This is a genomic window from Acinetobacter indicus CIP 110367, assembly GCF_000488255.1.
Lineage (GTDB): Bacteria > Pseudomonadota > Gammaproteobacteria > Pseudomonadales > Moraxellaceae > Acinetobacter > Acinetobacter indicus.
In genome coordinates this window covers 482,694-500,598 of sequence record NZ_KI530754.1, presented here as the reverse complement: position 1 = coordinate 500,598, position 17,905 = coordinate 482,694, and the positions used below count along the sequence as shown (strand labels likewise).

General features: G+C 43.7%; 16 protein-coding genes. 8 read left to right on the top strand and 8 right to left on the bottom strand.

The genetic code is table 11. From position 1 onward, the window contains the following. Positions 1-35: 35 nt before the first annotated feature. Genes P253_RS07125 through P253_RS07105 form a run of 5 tightly spaced genes read left to right on the top strand, consistent with a single transcriptional unit; the run spans position 36 to position 2,818 of the window. Positions 36-401, top strand: coding sequence for an ATP-binding protein (locus tag P253_RS07125; RefSeq protein ID WP_016659304.1), 366 nt, complete (start codon positions 36-38; stop codon positions 399-401). Positions 402-445: 44 nt separating this feature from the next. After that, on the top strand, positions 446-1,471 hold the full coding sequence (locus P253_RS07120; protein WP_016658868.1) for an IS30 family transposase: 1,026 nt from the start codon (positions 446-448) through the stop codon (positions 1,469-1,471). Continuing rightward, positions 1,468-1,767, top strand: a complete 300-nt coding sequence (locus tag P253_RS07115; protein ID WP_016659303.1) for a hypothetical protein — start codon at positions 1,468-1,470, stop codon at positions 1,765-1,767. Before P253_RS07120 ends, P253_RS07115 begins: the two co-directional genes overlap by 4 nt. Before the next feature lie 26 nt (positions 1,768-1,793). After that, the gene (locus P253_RS07110; RefSeq protein WP_155757653.1) at positions 1,794-2,285 is read left to right on the top strand and encodes an AAA family ATPase; all 492 of its coding nucleotides are present in this window, start codon (positions 1,794-1,796) and stop codon (positions 2,283-2,285) included. Then, a complete protein-coding gene (locus P253_RS07105; protein WP_016659301.1) occupies positions 2,285-2,818 on the top strand; it encodes an HNH endonuclease in 534 nt (177 codons plus the stop codon). The genes P253_RS07110 and P253_RS07105 overlap by 1 nt, the downstream gene beginning before the upstream one ends. Here P253_RS07105 and P253_RS07100 read toward each other — a convergent pair. From P253_RS07100 to metH, 3 genes are all read right to left on the bottom strand, one after another. Continuing rightward, a complete protein-coding gene (locus P253_RS07100; RefSeq protein WP_141730351.1) occupies positions 2,815-3,354 on the bottom strand; it encodes an IS630 family transposase in 540 nt (179 codons plus the stop codon). The two genes, P253_RS07105 and P253_RS07100, sit on opposite strands and share 4 nt — an antisense overlap. 16 nt (positions 3,355-3,370) lie before the next feature. Then, the gene (locus tag P253_RS07095; protein WP_004973749.1) at positions 3,371-3,826 is read right to left on the bottom strand and encodes a helix-turn-helix domain-containing protein; all 456 of its coding nucleotides are present in this window, start codon (positions 3,824-3,826) and stop codon (positions 3,371-3,373) included. Positions 3,827-4,009: 183 nt separating this feature from the next. Further along, on the bottom strand, positions 4,010-7,699 hold the full coding sequence (metH, locus tag P253_RS07090) for a methionine synthase (RefSeq protein WP_016659300.1): 3,690 nt from the start codon (positions 7,697-7,699) through the stop codon (positions 4,010-4,012). A gap of 481 nt (positions 7,700-8,180) precedes the next feature. On the opposite strand from metH, the gene P253_RS07085 reads away from it, so the two are divergent. Beyond that, complete coding sequence (locus P253_RS07085) at positions 8,181-9,800, top strand: inorganic phosphate transporter (RefSeq protein ID WP_016659299.1); 1,620 nt, start codon at positions 8,181-8,183, stop codon at positions 9,798-9,800. A 323-nt stretch (positions 9,801-10,123) separates the two neighbouring features. Here the strand turns inward: P253_RS07085 and P253_RS07080 are convergent, their stop codons facing one another. From P253_RS07080 to P253_RS07070, 3 genes are all read right to left on the bottom strand, one after another. Continuing rightward, positions 10,124-11,662: a hypothetical protein gene (locus P253_RS07080; protein WP_016659298.1), complete on the bottom strand. Its 1,539-nt coding sequence runs from the start codon at positions 11,660-11,662 to the stop codon at positions 10,124-10,126. Between the two features lie 174 nt (positions 11,663-11,836). Beyond that, on the bottom strand, positions 11,837-11,995 hold the full coding sequence (locus P253_RS15760; RefSeq protein ID WP_005179424.1) for a putative periplasmic lipoprotein: 159 nt from the start codon (positions 11,993-11,995) through the stop codon (positions 11,837-11,839). A gap of 122 nt (positions 11,996-12,117) precedes the next feature. Then, the gene (locus P253_RS07070; protein ID WP_016659297.1) at positions 12,118-12,735 is read right to left on the bottom strand and encodes a rhomboid family intramembrane serine protease; all 618 of its coding nucleotides are present in this window, start codon (positions 12,733-12,735) and stop codon (positions 12,118-12,120) included. A 159-nt stretch (positions 12,736-12,894) separates the two neighbouring features. Here P253_RS07070 and nfuA point away from each other — a divergent pair, with 159 nt between their 5' ends. Both nfuA and P253_RS07060 read left to right on the top strand, forming a co-directional pair. Further along, positions 12,895-13,533 (top strand): Fe-S biogenesis protein NfuA, encoded by a 639-nt coding sequence (gene nfuA / locus P253_RS07065; protein ID WP_005179419.1) that lies wholly within the window; start codon positions 12,895-12,897, stop codon positions 13,531-13,533. Between the two features lie 175 nt (positions 13,534-13,708). Further along, positions 13,709-15,769, top strand: coding sequence for a TonB-dependent receptor domain-containing protein (locus P253_RS07060; protein ID WP_016659296.1), 2,061 nt, complete (start codon positions 13,709-13,711; stop codon positions 15,767-15,769). A 71-nt stretch (positions 15,770-15,840) separates the two neighbouring features. On the opposite strand, the gene P253_RS07055 is transcribed toward P253_RS07060, so the two are convergent. Continuing rightward, complete coding sequence (locus P253_RS07055; RefSeq protein WP_016659295.1) at positions 15,841-16,848, bottom strand: hypothetical protein; 1,008 nt, start codon at positions 16,846-16,848, stop codon at positions 15,841-15,843. A 14-nt stretch (positions 16,849-16,862) separates the two neighbouring features. Continuing rightward, a complete protein-coding gene (locus P253_RS07050; protein ID WP_016659294.1) occupies positions 16,863-17,885 on the bottom strand; it encodes an alpha/beta fold hydrolase in 1,023 nt (340 codons plus the stop codon). Positions 17,886-17,905: the final 20 nt, after the last annotated feature.

Here is a 17,905-nt window from a genome sequence, read left to right as displayed (position 1 = left end):
AATTAAAATTTAATTTTTTTGAATAACTTTAAATTATGGAAGATTTTTCAGAAGTAAATTTTTTGGTAGGGGTTAATGGCAGTGGTAAAAGCCGTTTATTGAATACTATTGGTCAGAGATATGTAAAAAGAAATAAAAATGTTATAGCAATTTCAAATACTGTTTTTGATAAGTTTAATTCAAGAGGCTATAAAAAATTAAGTGCGAGAGGCGGAAAGGAGTTTTTAAAAAAGACGATTGTTAACTCTTTTTTAAATGGGGATAATAACATTTACAACATCTTAGAATACTTGGGATATGAGAAAGAAGTTACTACCTTGATATCATTTTACTCTGATTTTGAGGGTGATTTTCTTAGCTATTTTTTACGAAGAATAGATAAATATAATAAGGCAGAGTAAAACTTGAAGTGCGACATAAACCACCTAATTAATTTAAAGGGTTTATGGAGTATATAAAATTGTCATACCATCATCTTAGCTTTGAAGATCGTACTGCATTAATGCTTGAGTCAAGAAAAGAAGGCTTTTCACCCAGAAAATTTGCTGAACTTATTAAAAGACATCCTAGTACGATCTATCGTGAACTTAAAAGAAATAGCATCAATGACGTTTATCAAGCTCAATATGCTTCTGATAACACCTTCGCTAGACGTAGACGTGGTCACAGAAAACTCAAAATCGACTCAATCCTCTGGAGATTTATTGTTGAAGCGATCCGTTGTTTATGGTCTCCTCAGCAAATATCGAAGCGTTTAAAGACATTTTCTGATTTGGATCAAACAATGAATGTAAGCCATACAACGATTTACTCAACTATACGAGCATTACCAAAGGGTGAGTTGAAAAAAGACTTATTATCCTGTCTGCGTCATGAAAATAAAAAGCGAAAAGCTAACGGTGAACCTAAAAAAGATTCTATATTACAGGATATTAAAACTATTCATGAGCGCCCACCTGAAGTTCAAGAAAGAAAAATACCGGGTCATTGGGAGGCCGATTTAATTAAAGGTAAAGACAATAAAAGTTCGATAGCAACACTTATTGAACGAAATACACGGCTCTGTATCTTGGCAACATTACCTGATGCAAAGGCAGAATCAGTGCGCAAGGCTTTAACTGAAGCTCTGAAATATTTACCTGCAGAACTGCGTAAAACGTTGACCTATGACCGTGGACGTGAGATGTCAGAACATAAAATACTCGAAGAAGATTTAGGCATAGATGTATATTTCTGTGACCCACATTCACCATGGCAAAAAGGCACATGCGAAAATATGAATGGTTTAATTAGGCAATATTTACCTAAAGGGATTGATTTAAATCAGGCAGATCAGCATTATTTAAATCAAGTTGCCATGTCACTGAATACTCGTCCTAGAAAAGCGTTAGATTGGCTTACACCATTAGAGAAGTTTGCTCAGCTTGTTGATTATCATAAGGCTTTTGAAACTGTCGCACCTCATGTTTGAATTCGCCTAAGTTTGATGTTGCGAGTGACAAAGATTACATCGACTATAGTTTAAATGAACTTGATAGTTTTTGTAAGCAGCTAAAGAAAAATTTACATCCTTATAGTGAGTATGAATATTTTTTTGACTTTGGTGATTGGGGAGGAGCTCGAGAAAATATTTCTTCTTTATCAATTTTTAAAAAATTTTATAAGTTATTTAGTCATAAAAAAATATTTAAAATTGATTTTATTTTATTCAAAGGTGAAGAAAAATTTAATCTAGATGGTGCGAGTTTGGTGAATCACATTTTTTAGCACAGATGTTGTTTTTAAGTAGTAACGTGTCCAAAGATACAAAGAATATAGTTTTAATAGATGAGCCAGAAATAAGTTTACATCCGAACTGGCAAAGAGAATACGTATTTAAATTATACGATTACTTTTATATGTATGATTTAAAATTTTTTATAGCAACACATTCTCCACTAATGATTTCAAGGCTTCAGGTAAATAAACAGGATTTATATAGAGACTATATAGGGCGAATTGAGTATAAAATATTTAAGGTTAAAGATCAGATGCTAAATACTATACAGGAGGATGAAGATTATAGTGTTGAGTCTTTATATTGGGAGGTGTTTGGAATTTTGACTCCAGATAATTCTTTTCTATCGAGATATTGCGTTAAATTATTGGATCAATTACAAGAGAATAAATTGTCATATGAATTTGTTGAGCAAGAATTTATTAGACTAATTGAAAGTGCAGATAATATCCATCAAAGGGAAGTGCTTGAAGATATTAAAATTAGATTTTTAACAAGGAAGAATTAATGAATTTTGATCAATACATTTGTAATTATTCAGGTTGTCGTTGCTCAAACCAAATATGGAAATGTGAAAGATTTAAATCGCTTAAAATTAAATACAAAGAATTACTGAAGGTTAAATTTCAGAATTCTTGTGCCTATTGTCAAAGAGCTTTAGCTCATGATGAAAATATTATTATTGATCTAGAACATGTGTTACCAAAAGCTGAATATAAAAAATATATTTTTAATTTAACAAACTTAACAATTAGTTGTAGACGGTGTAATACGGCTCCTCGAAAGGGGAGAAGGAAAGATTTTATAGTTAATAATCATTTAGGGTCTCAGTATTCAATAAATGATTTTTCTGCTCAGAACTATAAATTTATTCATCCTAATCTTGAGGACGTAACTCAATTTTATGAATTAAATCTTCTTCAGAAAGGAAGAAGAAAATATTTAAGGTATGAATTAAAAAATTGGCATCCTAAACGGGAATATACAATTGAATTTTTTAAGCTCAAGGAAATAGAGGTTGGGTCACTAAGCTGTCATTAAAAAGTAAACATGTATTCTTTTCCGAATTGGTTTGATACTCTCTCCACCCATTGCTCTATTTTATCAGCTGTCATGACTTGAAAATCTCGCCAATAATATTTCATCTGCTTCCATACCATCTCGATTCGATTTAACTCAGGGCTATAAGCTGGAATAAAATACAAATTCGTCGAAAAGTTACTTTTAAGTAGCTCTCTGTAATCAGCCATCTTTTTACTTCTATGAATCGAGGCATTATCAACAATAAGAACCAATGGAAGGTTATAAGTCTGTTTTACTTGTTGAGCTATTCCAGTTAAATAGGCATAAAACCAAGTGCTTGTAACTGACTCTTGTAAACAACTTGTCACCAGTTTCCCCGTTGAAAGCAAACACCCCATGACATTAACTCGTTTTAATCTTATTGCATCAACCGCATGAACATCACCTATCTTTGTCCATGCATAGCGGTTATCAGGTGTAGATGAAAACCCTGTTTCATCAACATAACCTAATATAATTTCACCACGTGCCGCTTGCTCTCGTAATTTTTCAATCTGCTGTGTTGCTTGTTCAAATGCAATCGGATCTCTTTTTTTTCAAGCTATGACGGGTACGCTTGAAGACCATACCTGAATCACGTAAAAACTTACGAATGGTTTCAACAGACACGGACACTTCGTATTCTTCATGTAGTTTGACTCGGATTTGTTCTGCATTGAGTGGACTTGTATTGACCCAATCTAGGATTTTCGCCTGATAGTCTGAGATCAATGTATTGGGCCGACCTGAGCGATGACCTTCTTTAATCGATTCAAACTCATACAATTCCCAACGTCGGCGTTGTAGCCTTATGGTTTCTGGGATACGTTCTTGTAGAGTGGCAACTTCCGCAACACTTTTACCTTCAGAAAGCCAGAGAATAGTTTGGGCACGTTGTCTTTCACGCCAATGTTTTGCATGCTTGGCCAGAAAAATGAGTCGTTCTCGCTGTTCTAAACTAAGTGGTACAGAAACAATTCGAGGCATGTGTGAACATCTGTTAACTAAAAAAACTTTTTCGCATGATTAGTTATTTTTGTCAACTTAGATGAGTATGCCGGTATTAAAAATGATATTGAGAGTGCAATACTTAAGAGAATACCAATTAAATTTTAAGTAAAAAAATCCCCTCACTTGAGGGGATTTTTTCTAATCTAAATTAGTAGATTTTTAAACCACTGAATCATCCAGATTTGGCGCTAACCAACGTTTCGCCTCATCCAACGTCCAACCTTTACGTTTCGCATAATCTTCAAGCTGGTCGCCTGCGATTTTACCCACGTTAAAGTACTGGCTTTCAGGGTTGGCATAGTAGAAACCACTGACTGATGAAGGTGGCCACATCGCAAAGCTGCTGGTCAGTTGCGTACCAATCTTGTCAGTTGAGCCTAACCAGTCAAATAAAGGTGCTTTTTCAGAGTGCTCTGGGCAAGCAGGGTAGCCTGGTGCAGGACGAATACCCACATATTTCTCTTTAATCAGTTCTTCATTTGACAGTTGTTCATTGGCCTGATAGCCCCAGAACTCTTTACGGATACGTTCATGCAAATGCTCGGCAAAGGCTTCGGCAAAACGGTCACCTAAAGACTGCACCAAAATGGCATTGTAGTCATCGCCTTTGGCTTTGTACTCATTGGCCATTTCTTCTGCACCAAAGATCGACACGGTAAAGCCACCTAAATAGTCTTCCGCTTCACCTTTTGGCGCGACAAAATCGGCCAGTGACAGGTTCGGTTTGCCAGTGACTTTGTCTGACTGCTGACGAACGTGCTGGAAGGTATGTGTGACATGCGTACCTGTTGCATCATACACTTCGACTGAATCTGCACCGGAACGGTTGGCCGGATACAGACTAAATACCGCGCGCGCATCAAAGCGTTTATTGTCGATAATATCTTTCAGCATCGCCTGCGCCTGATTGTATAAATCGGTCGCTGCTTCACCCACCACTTCATCGGTCAGGATGGCTGGGAATTTACCGGCCAGACTCCATGAAATAAAGAACGGGGTCCAGTCAAAATATTCAACCAGCGTTTCCAGCGGATAGTTGGTCAGGGTCTGGGTACCAATAAAGTTTGGTTTTACCGGTGTATTGGCTTTAAAGTCAATTTTCAGGCCGTTTTCAATTGATTCTGCATAAGACAGTTTCGCCGCTTTTGGCTGTTTGTTGGCAATCCGCTCACGTACTTTGGCATATTCAGCGCGGGTGTCTGCTACAAATGCTGGTTTCATGTCTTGTGACAGCAGGGTGGTTGCCACACCAACAGCACGTGAAGCATCAGCCACATAAATCACCGCATCATTGGAATATTGTGGATCAATTTTCACAGCCGTATGCGCTTTCGAGGTGGTCGCACCGCCAATCATCAATGGAATATTGAAGCCTTTACGCTGCATTTCTTTGGCCACAAAGACCATTTCATCTAAAGATGGGGTGATCAGACCCGACAGGCCAATAATATCGACTTTTTCATCAATCGCAGTTTGCAGGATTTTCTCTGCCGGGACCATTACGCCCAGGTCAATAATGTCATAGCCGTTACAGCCCAAGACCACACCGACAATATTTTTACCAATATCGTGGACATCGCCTTTTACTGTGGCCATCAGCACTCTACCTTTGGACTCGCCCACAGTTTTTTCTGCTTCGATGTACGGGTTTAACCAGGCCACCGCCTGTTTCATCACACGGGCCGATTTCACCACTTGCGGCAGGAACATTTTACCGGCACCAAACAGATCGCCGACCACGTTCATACCGTCCATGAGTGGACCTTCAATCACATCTAGCGGACGTTTGGCTTTTAAGCGGGCTTCTTCGGTGTCTTCATTAATAAAGGTGGTAATTCCTTTGACCAGCGCATATTCCAGACGTTTTTCCACCGGCTGGTTACGCCATTCCAGGTTTTCTTCTTCTTTTTTAACGCCCGACTGACCGCGATATTTTTCCGCGACTTCCAGCAGTTTTTCCGTAGCATCCTGACCGCTGGTACCCTGATTCTGGTTCAGAATCACGTTCTCAACCGCATCTTTCAGTTCCGGGTCAATATCATCATAAATGGCTAGCTGACCAGCGTTTACAATACCCATGGTCAGGCCCTGTTTAATCGCATAGTACAGGAACACGGCATGAATTGCTTCACGCACTGGCTCATTACCACGGAAAGAGAACGACACGTTAGAAATACCGCCAGAAATCATGGCATGTGGCAGGTTCTGTTTAATCCAGCCCGTCGCTTCAATGAAATCTACCGCGTAGTTGTTGTGTTCTTCAATACCGGTTGCAACTGCAAACACGTTCGGGTCAAAGATAATATCTTCAGCCGGGAAGCCCACGTCATTGACCAGTACATCATAAGAACGCTTACAGATTTCTTTTTTACGTGCGGCGGTATCGGCCTGACCATTTTCATCAAAGGCCATCACGATCACGGCAGCACCATACTGACGGCATAGACGCGCTTTTTCGACAAACTCGTCATAACCTTCTTTCAGGGAAATCGAGTTGACGACAGCTTTACCTTGTACACATTTCAGACCGGCTTCAATAATTTCCCATTTAGATGAGTCAATCATGATTGGCACACGGGAAATGTCCGGCTCAGAGGCCACCAGATTCAGGAAGTGCACCATCGCGCCCTGTGAATCGAGCATGCCTTCATCCATGTTGATGTCGATGACCTGTGCACCGCTTTCAACCTGTTGACGGGCCACATCCAGCGCTTCGGCAAAGTTTTCTTCACGAATCAGACGCAGGAATTTTTTCGAACCGGTCACGTTGGTCCGCTCACCGACGTTCACGAACAAGGAATCTTTGGTGATGTTAAATGGTTCTAAACCACTTAAACGGCAGGCAGGCTCAATTTCTGGCAGTTGACGCGGTGCAATACCTTCAACGGCTTGTGCAATGGCACGGATATGATCCGGCGTGGTGCCACAGCAACCACCGGTAATATTAATTAGACCGCTTTCGGCAAATTCTTTTAAGAAGGCAGCAGTTTGTTCCGGGGTTTCATCATAACCGCCAAAGGCATTTGGCAAGCCGGCATTCGGGTGTGCAGAAACAAAGACATCGGCCACATCGGATACGGTTTTTACGTGTGGACGCATGGCATCTGCACCTAAGGCACAGTTAAAGCCAATAGAGAGTAAATCACCATGACGCACCGAGTTCCAGAACGCTTCGGCAGTCTGGCCGGTTAAGGTACGGCCTGAGGCATCGGTGATGGTGCCGGAAATCATCAGCGGTAATTCGCGGCCCAGCTGTTTAAAGACTTCTTTTACCGCAAAAATTGCCGCTTTACAGTTCAGGGTATCGAAAACGGTTTCAATCAGCAGAATATCGGCACCGCCTTCAATCAGGGCGTGCGCAGCTTCAATATAGTTTTCTTTGAGTTCATCAAAAGTGATATTACGAAATGCCGGATCATTCACGTTTGGTGAAATTGAACAGGTGCGTGAGGTTGGCCCCAAGACACCCGCCACAAAACGTGGTTTTTCCGGTGTTGAATATTTTTCACAGGCAGCTTTGGCCAGACGCGCAGCTTCACGGTTAATTTCCGGAACCAGCGTTTCCATGTGGTAATCCGCCATGGAAACACGTGTGCCGTTAAAGCTGTTGGTTTCAATAATATCGGCGCCGGCATCTAGGTAGGCTTCATGAATGCCTTGAATAATCTGTGGCTGGGTCAGTACCAGCAGGTCATTGTTGCCTTTCAGGTCATAGGCCCAGTCAGCAAAACGCTCACCACGATAATCGGCTTCTTCCAATTTATGGCGTTGGATCATGGTACCCATAGCACCATCAATAATTAAAATTCTTTTGGCAAGAAGTTCTTTCAGGGTAGCAAGCGTGGACATAAAAAACCCTTGTTTTGATGAATCAGAAATGCGCAATATTTTAGCAGAGTTCGACTGCTTTTTTCCGTAATTGATGGGATGGAACGGAACTTTTTGGCATCTTTGCTGAAAAAGTATACGTTTTCATGGGCTTATTTTGAAAATATACACATCGTTATAAATAAATCATTGTAAGGATTCATAAAATTGTCATATAGCTATGGCAGTATGAGAGAGTCTAAAAATGGGCCGGGTTTTGCTGTACTTGTAATATTTCAGGCTCATGAAAGATGACAGCAGCGACAGAAAACCGGATGAAGATGAGATGGTGGTTTATAAGTTTTTGATTTATTTTAAATAGTTTGATTTTTTGTCTATAAAATTATCAGGAAATTGTGGCAAATAAAGTAGAAAAATTACTTTATTTAACCTGCTTTTGTCATATAATTGTCACAATTTAACTGAACAATAAGGGGATTTTGTATCCTCTTTTCCTGCTTGCATGAATTCTAATCAAATTCCCCTAGATTCAGCACACCAGTCGACTCCGAAAAAGTCGACCAATGTTCATGTGCCAACACCGAAATTTTTTATGCCGGTGTTTCTAACGCTTATTATTTCAACGCTTATTTATATTGGCTTTCAGTTATCGGCAGATTTATCGCATGTTCCGGCGCTTAGCCTGTATTCGGTGATTCTGCTGGCCACCGCATTATTTATTGCGCTGGGCTTTGAATTTGTTAACGGTTTCCATGACACCGCCAACGCGGTCGCTACAGTCATTTATACCAATGCCTTGTCTGCACCGGTTGCGGTAATGTGGGCCGGTTTCTGTAACTTCCTTGGGGTGATGGTCGCCAGTGGTGCCGTAGCCTACGGTATTATTGCCTTACTACCGGTCGAGCTGATCATGAATGTCGGCTCAGGCGCAGGTTTTGCCATGGTTTTTGCCATGCTGATTGCGGCCATTCTCTGGAATTTAGGCACCTGGTTCCTCGGTATTCCGGCTTCAAGTTCGCATACCTTAATTGGTTCCATTCTGGGTGTGGGGATTATGAACTACATCCTCAATGCGGGCGCTGGTGCATCCGGCGTGGATATGGAACAGGTGATGAAAGTCGGTAAGGCTTTACTGTTCTCGCCATTAATTGGTTTTGCCTTTGCTGCCGTACTGTTCCTGCTGGTGAAAAAGATTTTCAAACGTCAGCTGGAACTGTTCCAGCCGCCTGAAGGCAACAAACCACCACCGCCATTAATCCGTGCCATCCTGATCTTTACCTGTACTGGGGTGAGCTTTGCCCACGGTTCTAATGACGGTCAAAAAGGCATGGGCTTAATCATGCTGATTCTGATTGGGATTGTGCCATTGGCCTATTCCTTGAATAAGGAACTGGACAACCAGCATATTCAGTCTTTCCAGCAATTGTCGACACAAACTGCGTCTGCAATTTATGCTAACTATACCGATATTCCGGATGCACAGGCGCGTGAAGTAATCACCAAGTACATCCAGACCAAGGAAATCACCCCGGAAGTGGTACCGGCTTTGGCCAGTTTGACTGATCATTTAGGTGAGCGTGTGGGTCAATACGGCGATTTGAAAAATATTCCGGAAGCAGAAGTGGCAGCATTGCGTAATGATATGTACCTCAGCACCACGTCATTCAAGCGTCTGGATAAAGCGGAAGCTTTACCTGCCATGAGCAAGGAACAGGAAAAAGTGGTCGATGATTACCGTGACCATCTCGATTCCTTCCTGCAATATATTCCAACTTGGGTTAAAGTTGCGGTGGCACTGGCACTGGGCTTAGGGACCATGGTCGGCTGGAAGCGTATTGTGGTCACCGTGGGTGAACGGATTGGTAAACAGCACATGACTTATGGTCAGGGCATGTCAGCCGAGCTGGTGGCGATGTCGACCATTGCCGCAGCAGATGGCTTTGGTATGCCGGTATCGACCACGCATGTCTTGAACAGTGCGGTGGCCGGGACCATGGTGGCGAATAAATCTGGCCTGAATTTCCAGATGGTTAAAACCATTCTATCGGCGTGGATTTTCACCTTGCCTGCAACCATCTGTTTATCGGGTGGCCTGTTCTGGTTATTCCTGAAAGTATTCTAAGCCGGTTCATCCGCAATAAAAAACGCTGCCTGGGCAGCGTTTTTTTATATCTGTAGATGAAACAGATGATCCAAATGCTAAGTCGTGACGTCCTTTATTTTTTAGATAGACAGCAAATCTACAATGCATTCTCTCAAGGGGTGAGGGCTGGGGTTAAGGAAATAGCCTAAGCAATATCAAAGCTTCTCTTTCTTTAATGAACCTATCCACTCTTTTATCTTTCAGGTAGACAGCAGGTCTCTAAAAAAATCTCCCTCTCCGTTTTGGATACGTAGCACCGCTACACAAGAGAGAGGGAACGATCGAAGAGAGATTAAAATCTCTTATTTCTTTAACTTGGCCAGTAAGCCTTTAGGCAGCTTCTCGGTAGCAAAACCATATAAGGCTGCAAAAGGCAGGGCAGTACGGGCCAAATATGCGACACGCCATAAACCGCCATGGTTGGCCCCTTCCATCATCAACTCTAAAGGATGGTTCAGAGTCACTTCCGGATTGGCCCCCGACTGTGGATTACGCAGGTCATGAATCCAGAGCGCGGCCATAATCGCATTGGTGGTTTCTGGCGCAAAAGCTTCTACATCAAACAGGCTGGCACCATTAAATGCCGCTTTTAATAACGGATTTTTAGTCACCGAATAGGTCGTGGTTGATGGTGCAATATTAATGCTGACACGCTGTCCCTGATGACGGGCGAGGGTGGCGCGCCATTGCTGAATCCGTTTGGCCAGCGCATAGTTCGGTCCTTGTTCCACCACCAGACAGTCGGCAATCCCGTAATCCTGTCCATTGTCTGAATGCACCAGATCATGCAGGTTTTTCTGGAAGAAATGTTGCGCCGTGACCGTTGAAACCCCACGGGTCAGCAGTTGCTGGGCTTTCGAGCGTTGCTGATACTTGTCTTTTGAGGCCTGAATCACATCGGCAGGCACTGCATAGACATCAGTTGGGGTGCACATAAACATCAGGCTGGTCTCGGCTTTTTGCGCGCTGACGGCCTGCATAATCGCATCCATCGCCATGACCACACGCACGTGTTTTTCACCATCTAAATAGGCAATGGCAGCCAAATCCAGCTGCTGTTCAAACTGGGTTAGCCACTGGGCAATTTCAGGAGTTTGAGTCAGTAAATTGGCGCCAAGCTGCTCTTTTAATAGCTCAGTCGTGCTGTTTTCATCTACCGCTTCAGTCGCTGGTGCATACAGGGTGGCATTACCCTGTTGCACGGTTTCTAGAATTTTGTTCCAGACCCGGGCATTGGGTAAATCGACCGCGACAATATTGGCTTTCCATTTCGATAGCCAGGTCAGGGGGCCAGCTTCAGAAGCAGCACCAAACAGCACCATGGTACGGTCTGATAAATCGAACCATTCCGGATGAGCGACTGCTGCACGTAAAGCTTGAGCATGACTGTGTTCAATAATCCCGCCATCTTCCCAGCGCTGGATTTGCTCAAGCAGTGTCTGACCTTGCAGTTTCTGTCCCTGATACGGCACATACCATTCCGGCGCCGCCGTGCTTTGGCCCTGAATTTTAACTGTGTGCAAAGGCTGGGCATCGAGGCTCATCACATCTTTCAGTAAATGTTTTTGACCATGTCGATAAAACTCGAAACTGCCATGCGCTTTATTCAGGCCCTGTTCAGCAATCTGAATCGGGTTCTGGCAGGTCTGAATGCCGTATTCGACCAGCGCCTTAAAATATTTGGGATACTGTTTGCGCCAGTCCTTTTCAGACAGGGTTTGCTGGGACAGTTGCGGTGCAACACCGGCCAGTGCCTCGGCAATAATCGCACGTCCTGTGCGTGAAGTACTGGGTTTCTGGTTTTCGAAATGTGGAAATTGTAGGCCGTCTAATGTGGACATGCAAAAACTCGCAGCTTGAAAGCAAATTAATATACAGATGTATACATTATCTATGCCAAATTGCGAGATGGGGTGGCATTAACTACCAAAATTGTATGAATTATCCAATGAAATTGCAGTTTATGAGGGCGCAGTAAAAAGCCTCCATTCTGGAGGCTAAATGGGCAAATGGGCTTAGCAGCGGCCTTTTTTGGCCTGACCTGGTGGGCAGAAATCTCCCGGATGGCCATAAATACGTGAGTCAGGATCAATCACCAAACGGCCTTCTGGGGTATGGACGGCACAGGCACTTAAGCTGAGTAAACAGCCGGCAATCAGAAATAACTTTTTCATCTCTCATCTTCTATCTTCGTTATTATTCGAGTTATTTTAGACACCAACCGCTGCGGCATACTGTATTAATTTGTAGTCATGAATTGTCAAAATATACCGCAGGCGCTTCAAATTGCTTAAATTTAGAACGGAAGTTGGCTAAGTTTATTCAGGAAATGCGCAATTAAACGCGGCTCAATCATGATGGTGATAATCACCCCATAGGCTGCTCCCCACAAATGCGCACTATGGTTAATATTGGAATTGCCACGTTTACCCGACCAGATGCTATAGGCTACATACAGCACTGCAAAAATAATAGCCGGAACCGGAATAAAGAACACAAAAATCAGTTTCCACGGTTCAAACAGGATATAGGCAAACAGCACCGCAGACACCGCACCGGAAGCGCCTAGACTGGCCCAGCGATGATCATTTTTGTGTTTTAGATAACTCGGTAAAATTGCAGCAATCAGACCGCCTAAATAAAACAGTACAAAGCCCAGATCATATAGATACTGACGGTAAAAACTTTCAATAATGCTGCCGAAGAAAAACAGGGTAATCATATTAAACAGCAAGTGGGTACCATCGGCATGGACAAAACCGTGGGTAATGAAGCGGTCATATTGACCTCGTTCCAAGGCCGGTGGCCAGAAAATCAGCCGGTTCATGACTTTTTCTTTGGAAAAAGCAATAAAGGAGATAATCGCTGTAATCACAATCAGCGTAACAGTATGATTAAACGGTAAATCTAACATAAACAGATGTTCTTCTTTTCGGGTTTCCTGATCATAATGCCATTAAAAAACAAATGAAACAGAACTTTCATAGGATAATTCCGACAATTTTAGTTGAATTTTTTTAATTCCCCCGCATCTTCAGTTAAAATGGCAACTTCAGCATGAGGAAATATTGTTATGTCGACTGAGAACCACAGCACTGCAGTTGCAGAAGAGATTCCAAACTTATTGATCACCCCAAATGCTCAAGAGTATTTAAAAGATTTATTGGCAAAGCAAAATACACCGGGGATTGGTGTGCGTGTTTTTGTTGAGAATCCTGGAACGCCGCGTGCTGAGTGTTGTATGGCTTATAGTGCGCCAGAAGAAGTCGTACCAACAGATTATAAGCAGGATTATCCGGATTTTCCGGCCTATATCGACACCCCGTCTATTCCATATTTACTGGATGCGGTTATTGATTACAACAAAGACCGTTTTGGTGGTCAGCTGACCTTCCGTGCGCCTAACTCGAAAGTGCCACGCGTGGGTCCGGATGCCTCAATCGAAGAGCGTATTACTTACGTATTACAGTCTGAAATTAACCCGGGCCTTGCCGGTCACGGCGGTAACTGTGCCTTGGTGGAAGTGGTTGAAGATCCGGAACATGGTTTAACCGCGATCCTGAAATTCGGTGGCGGTTGTCAGGGCTGTTCAGCGATTGATGTCACGCTGAAACAGGGTGTGGAAACCACATTAAAACAGCATGTGCCTGAATTAATGCGTGTGGTAGACCAGACTGACCACAGCCAGGCCGAAGGTGCTTATTTTAAATAATAAATAAGTTTCACTTCAGCAAATGAGCCTCCCATCGTGGAGGCTTTTTACTGTCTTAAATAATATAATATAATAATAATAATAATTATCAGTATTAATTGAATTATCAGTCAAGATTGTTACAATGTGCAACGAAATACACAGAATTTCTCCTTAATTAAATTGGGATAACCTGATGAATAAAACTCTGAACCAGTCAGCATTATCTTTTGCGGTCCTTGCCGTGATGAGCAGCCTTGCTCAAGCAAATCCAGACAATAGCACTGCAGATGCGACCCAGTTAAATACCATTGTGGTAACCGCTACCGGCTATGAACAGGACCTGTCCAAGGCGCCGGCGTCCATTACCGTGATTGATCGGGAAGAGCTGGAAAAGCGTGAATATAATGATATTACAGATGTACTTAGACATACTCCCGGCGTGGTGGTGTCCGGTTCTGGCTCGGCACAAACCATCAGCATTCGCGGTATGAGCTCGAATTACACCTTGTTTCTGGTCGATGGCAAACGTCAATACGGCCGTGATGTTAACCCGAATGGCGATGATGCCGGTTTTGAGAAAAATATTTTGCCGCCGGTCTCCGCGATTGAGCGGATTGAAATTATTCGTGGGCCAGCCTCTACCTTGTATGGCAGCGATGCCATGGGTGGGGTGGTGAATATTATTACCAAGAAAGTCAGTGACCGCTGGTCGGGCAGTGTCGAGCTGGGCAGTGTCATTCAAGATCAGGGCAATGCAGGCGATATTCAAAATGGCTCGGTCTATCTGGCGGGTCCATTACTAGAGAACAAACTCGGCTTGCAGCTATCGCTGAATAAGCAAAAACGTGAAGAAGATGCCTATGTTGGCGGTTTTCGCGGGACTGAACGGGAAAGCCTGAATAGCCGCTTGAGTTATATACTCAATGACAATCATGATCTGCAACTGGAAGCCAATTTTGTCCAGCAGGAATCGGAAACCACGGTGGGTAAAACGGTTGCACCGGCCAACAATGCCGCCGATTCCAGTTCACGTAATTATCGTCATGTTTATGCCTTAACCCATCATGGCCGTTATAGCGATCAGCTTGATAGTACCACCTATCTGCAGTATGAAAATTCTAAAAACCCCGATCGTGGTAATACCCAGTTGGGCACCAAAGGCATTGAACTGGATACCTGGACCTTTAATAACCAGTGGAACTGGTTGCTGGGCAATCATACACTGTCTTTTGGTGCGCATTATAAAGATGAGAAACTCACCGATAAGGCCACCAACCGTAATCCGAATGCGCCGGAGTTTAGTGAATTAACCCGCTGGTCGGCCGCGGCTTTTCTGGAAGATACCTGGCATTTGAGTGACCGTTTCGATTTAACCGCCGGGCTGCGCTATGACCATGACGAAAACTACAGTGGTCATGTTTCGCCGCGCTTATATGGCGTGTATAGCCTGAATGACCAATGGACCGTGAAAGGTGGGGTGTCAACCGGTTATAAACAGCCGGATATTCGTGCTGCCACGGAAGGCTTTTATAGCGTCACCGGCGGTGGTGGTTCACCGTTAGCCACCGGACGCGGCATTATTCGCGCCAATCCGGACCTAGACCCGGAATCGAGTCTGTCTTCAGAGCTGGGCGTGAACTGGCAAAATGACAGGGTCAAGGCGTCCTTAACCGCTTATGTCACTCAGTATAAAGACCGGATTACCGAAGTGCGTGCCTGCGAAACCGATACCGATGGCAGCTCGACCAACCGGGATAACTGGCAGGAGTGGAAATGTTTTGAAGGCGATACACCGTTTTATTTCATCAGTGAACGGATTAATGTCGATGAAGCCGAGTTAAAAGGTGTGGAAGCGACTCTGGAAGCCAGCTTGAGTGATTACACCACGCTCATGGCCAACTATACCTTTACCGATTCCGAATTTAAGACAGGTGAGTTCAAAGGCCAGCCTGTAAACCAGATGCCGGAGCATATGCTGAATATTACGGTCGATCATGAAATTAATGATGCCTTGAATATCTGGTCACGCTTGCATTATCGTTCAGAAACATCTGCCTATTTAAGCCGGACTTCTGTTGCCCAGCCAAATCCGGGTTATGAGTTTTTAGATGTGGGTCTGAACTATAAATTTACCCCAAATATCAGTGGTAAATTTGGCGTGTATAACCTGCTGGATGAAAAAGCTGAAGACCGTGATGGTGATCAGCTTTTAGATGGCCGCCGTTATGGCATTAGCCTGATGGCCAAGTTCTAATCATCAACGGCTAAACATTACGTTTCAATGATCAAGCAAGAAAAAGCCGCAATTGCGGCTTTTTTTGAGGCTTAGGTACGGGTGTCCAGAATTTTCTGTGCCGGCTCGGAATAATAAAACTTTTCTAGATAGAGCCGCGCACGTTCCCGTAAATACTGCTGCGACAGCATCTGCTGAATCACGGGGTTTAACAGCTGCTGTAATTCTTGCTGAATCAGGGCTTCATCAATATTCAGATCACGCAATAACAGGTCAAAAGTGCGTTCCTGATTACGGACATACCAGGCGTGTACCCCATCATGTAGCTGCTGTTTTAAATAATCACTCTGGCGCATAAAGTCCCAGATTTCATGACCCAGCGCCACAGTCTGTGGCAGATCCTGTACTTCAATATAGTTTTTTAAGACCGACAAAGGCAGGTCTTTAATCTTGTGCCAGATATTGGCCTGCAGATGATAGAGCTTGTCATCATCAAAATGCTGGTTCAGGACCGATTCACTCATCTGGCTAAGCTTTAAGATATTCTTTTGCAAATAGGCGCTGACTGCACTGTCTAAACTGGAATCGGTCACTGTTTCCAGTACCGATTTACCCATTTTCATAAAACGCGATACACCAGGCACGCTTTTGGCAATCAGTGAATTGTCCAGATAATCCTGAATCGAGTGCTGGATTAACTGGCTGATCATTGCAGAAAAGGCCGGATTGCTTACTACGGTTTTAATCAGACGCTGACGATGACCACTTTTGCTGGCCACATACTGGGCAATTTTATCAATGGTCAGTACCGGAATGACATCGGCAATTTTGGCGCTGTCATTCACCGGATGCACTAGGGCAAAGCGGATGTGTTCTGCAATCTGTTCAATCAGAAAGGCGCTGGCCGGCGTGTCTAGAATCTGTTTTTGCAGCAGGGCATTCAGCTGTTCGCAGCTCCAGAGATCTTTCAGATGCTGCTTGCGGAACCAGTGATAAAAATGCAGAAATTCCTGCTGTACGGTTTCAGGCTGAGAAAACTCATGTGCTAAAAAGTCAAGATGAGCTTCAATCAACTGCTCAAGCATCGGGTTTTGCTGCATACAATCTCTGGAACTTAGTTTAAAGGAATCAGTTTATCAGCTAGCGGGTTTTTTAGGTTCTGTGTTTTGGCCAGGAAGGGTAAATAATGTTGTACCACCTGCTGTTCGGCTTCCAGCATTGGCACATGACCGACATTATTTAAAATGACCGGGGTTTCCGCGCGTTTAAACAGACCCTGTAATTCTTTGGCGACTTCAACATTAATAATTTTATCGTGCTTGCCCCAGAGAATCAGGGTCGGTGCTTCAATATTGCGGGTGAGGCGGGCAAAGCTGTCCGGGGTGTAAATCCGGTTTAGGGTCACCATCTGATCAATAAATTTTAAGGATTGACTGGCCCGTGAAATTAACAGTTTTTCTTGAGCAGATTTAAACTGCTCTGGTACTTTCGGCGGGTTTTGCATCAGCTGATGCGCAATATGGTCTAAATCGCCCGGCGCGGTGACCACCAGATTTTTCAGTAACAGCGGATCTTTGGTATAAGGCGTATTGGAGTGTTTATAAATACCGGCACTGTTCAGCAGGAACAGGCTTTGGGTATCAAACGGATATTGGGCTGCATAGACCGTTGCCACAGAGCCACCCAATGAGTGCCCGGCAATATTCAGCTTGTCGGCAATATTCAAGGTTTCTACCAGCTGACGCAATTGTGCGCTCATGCTTGGTACAGACAGGTCGAAATTGCCCGAACTCTGGGTTTCACCGGTATTGGGTAAATCGGGGATAATCACATGATAGGACGGGGTGAGAAATTTGGCCACCCGGTTCCAGTTGTCGCGGTGTCCGGCAAAGCCATGTAACAGCAAAATGGTTGGCCGATTAATATCGCCGCCTTCATTATAGCGCCAGGTAATATTGCTAATTTTCAAGCTTTTCGAGACCAGACCCGCCGCCTGGCGTTCAGTCTGATAATAATGCTGCACCACTTGCTGTTCAGGCGAGAGTTTGGCGGCAGAGCTGAGCAGAGGTGCAGACAGTGCCAGTGCCAGGACTGCCAGTCGTGGCCAAGACAAAAATCGCGAAGAATCCTGCTTCATTGACGATATCCCCAAGAATA

Excerpts from the sequence above, each read along its gene's own strand:
- P253_RS07120 (WP_016658868.1), top strand. The coding sequence starts at position 446 with ATGGAGTATATAAAATTGTCATACCATCATCTTAGCTTTGAAGATCGT.
- P253_RS07070 (WP_016659297.1), bottom strand. The coding sequence starts at position 12,735 with ATGTTAGATTTACCGTTTAATCATACTGTTACGCTGATTGTGATTACA.
- P253_RS15760 (WP_005179424.1), bottom strand. The coding sequence starts at position 11,995 with ATGAAAAAGTTATTTCTGATTGCCGGCTGTTTACTCAGCTTAAGTGCC.
- metH (WP_016659300.1), bottom strand. The coding sequence starts at position 7,699 with ATGTCCACGCTTGCTACCCTGAAAGAACTTCTTGCCAAAAGAATTTTA.
- P253_RS07055 (WP_016659295.1), bottom strand. The coding sequence starts at position 16,848 with ATGCAGCAAAACCCGATGCTTGAGCAGTTGATTGAAGCTCATCTTGAC.
- P253_RS07105 (WP_016659301.1), top strand. The coding sequence starts at position 2,285 with ATGAATTTTGATCAATACATTTGTAATTATTCAGGTTGTCGTTGCTCA.
- P253_RS07095 (WP_004973749.1), bottom strand. The coding sequence starts at position 3,826 with ATGCCTCGAATTGTTTCTGTACCACTTAGTTTAGAACAGCGAGAACGA.
- P253_RS07080 (WP_016659298.1), bottom strand. The coding sequence starts at position 11,662 with ATGTCCACATTAGACGGCCTACAATTTCCACATTTCGAAAACCAGAAA.
- P253_RS07125 (WP_016659304.1), top strand. The coding sequence starts at position 36 with ATGGAAGATTTTTCAGAAGTAAATTTTTTGGTAGGGGTTAATGGCAGT.
- P253_RS07060 (WP_016659296.1), top strand. The coding sequence starts at position 13,709 with ATGAATAAAACTCTGAACCAGTCAGCATTATCTTTTGCGGTCCTTGCC.
- P253_RS07050 (WP_016659294.1), bottom strand. The coding sequence starts at position 17,885 with ATGAAGCAGGATTCTTCGCGATTTTTGTCTTGGCCACGACTGGCAGTC.
- P253_RS07085 (WP_016659299.1), top strand. The coding sequence starts at position 8,181 with ATGAATTCTAATCAAATTCCCCTAGATTCAGCACACCAGTCGACTCCG.
- nfuA (WP_005179419.1), top strand. The coding sequence starts at position 12,895 with ATGTCGACTGAGAACCACAGCACTGCAGTTGCAGAAGAGATTCCAAAC.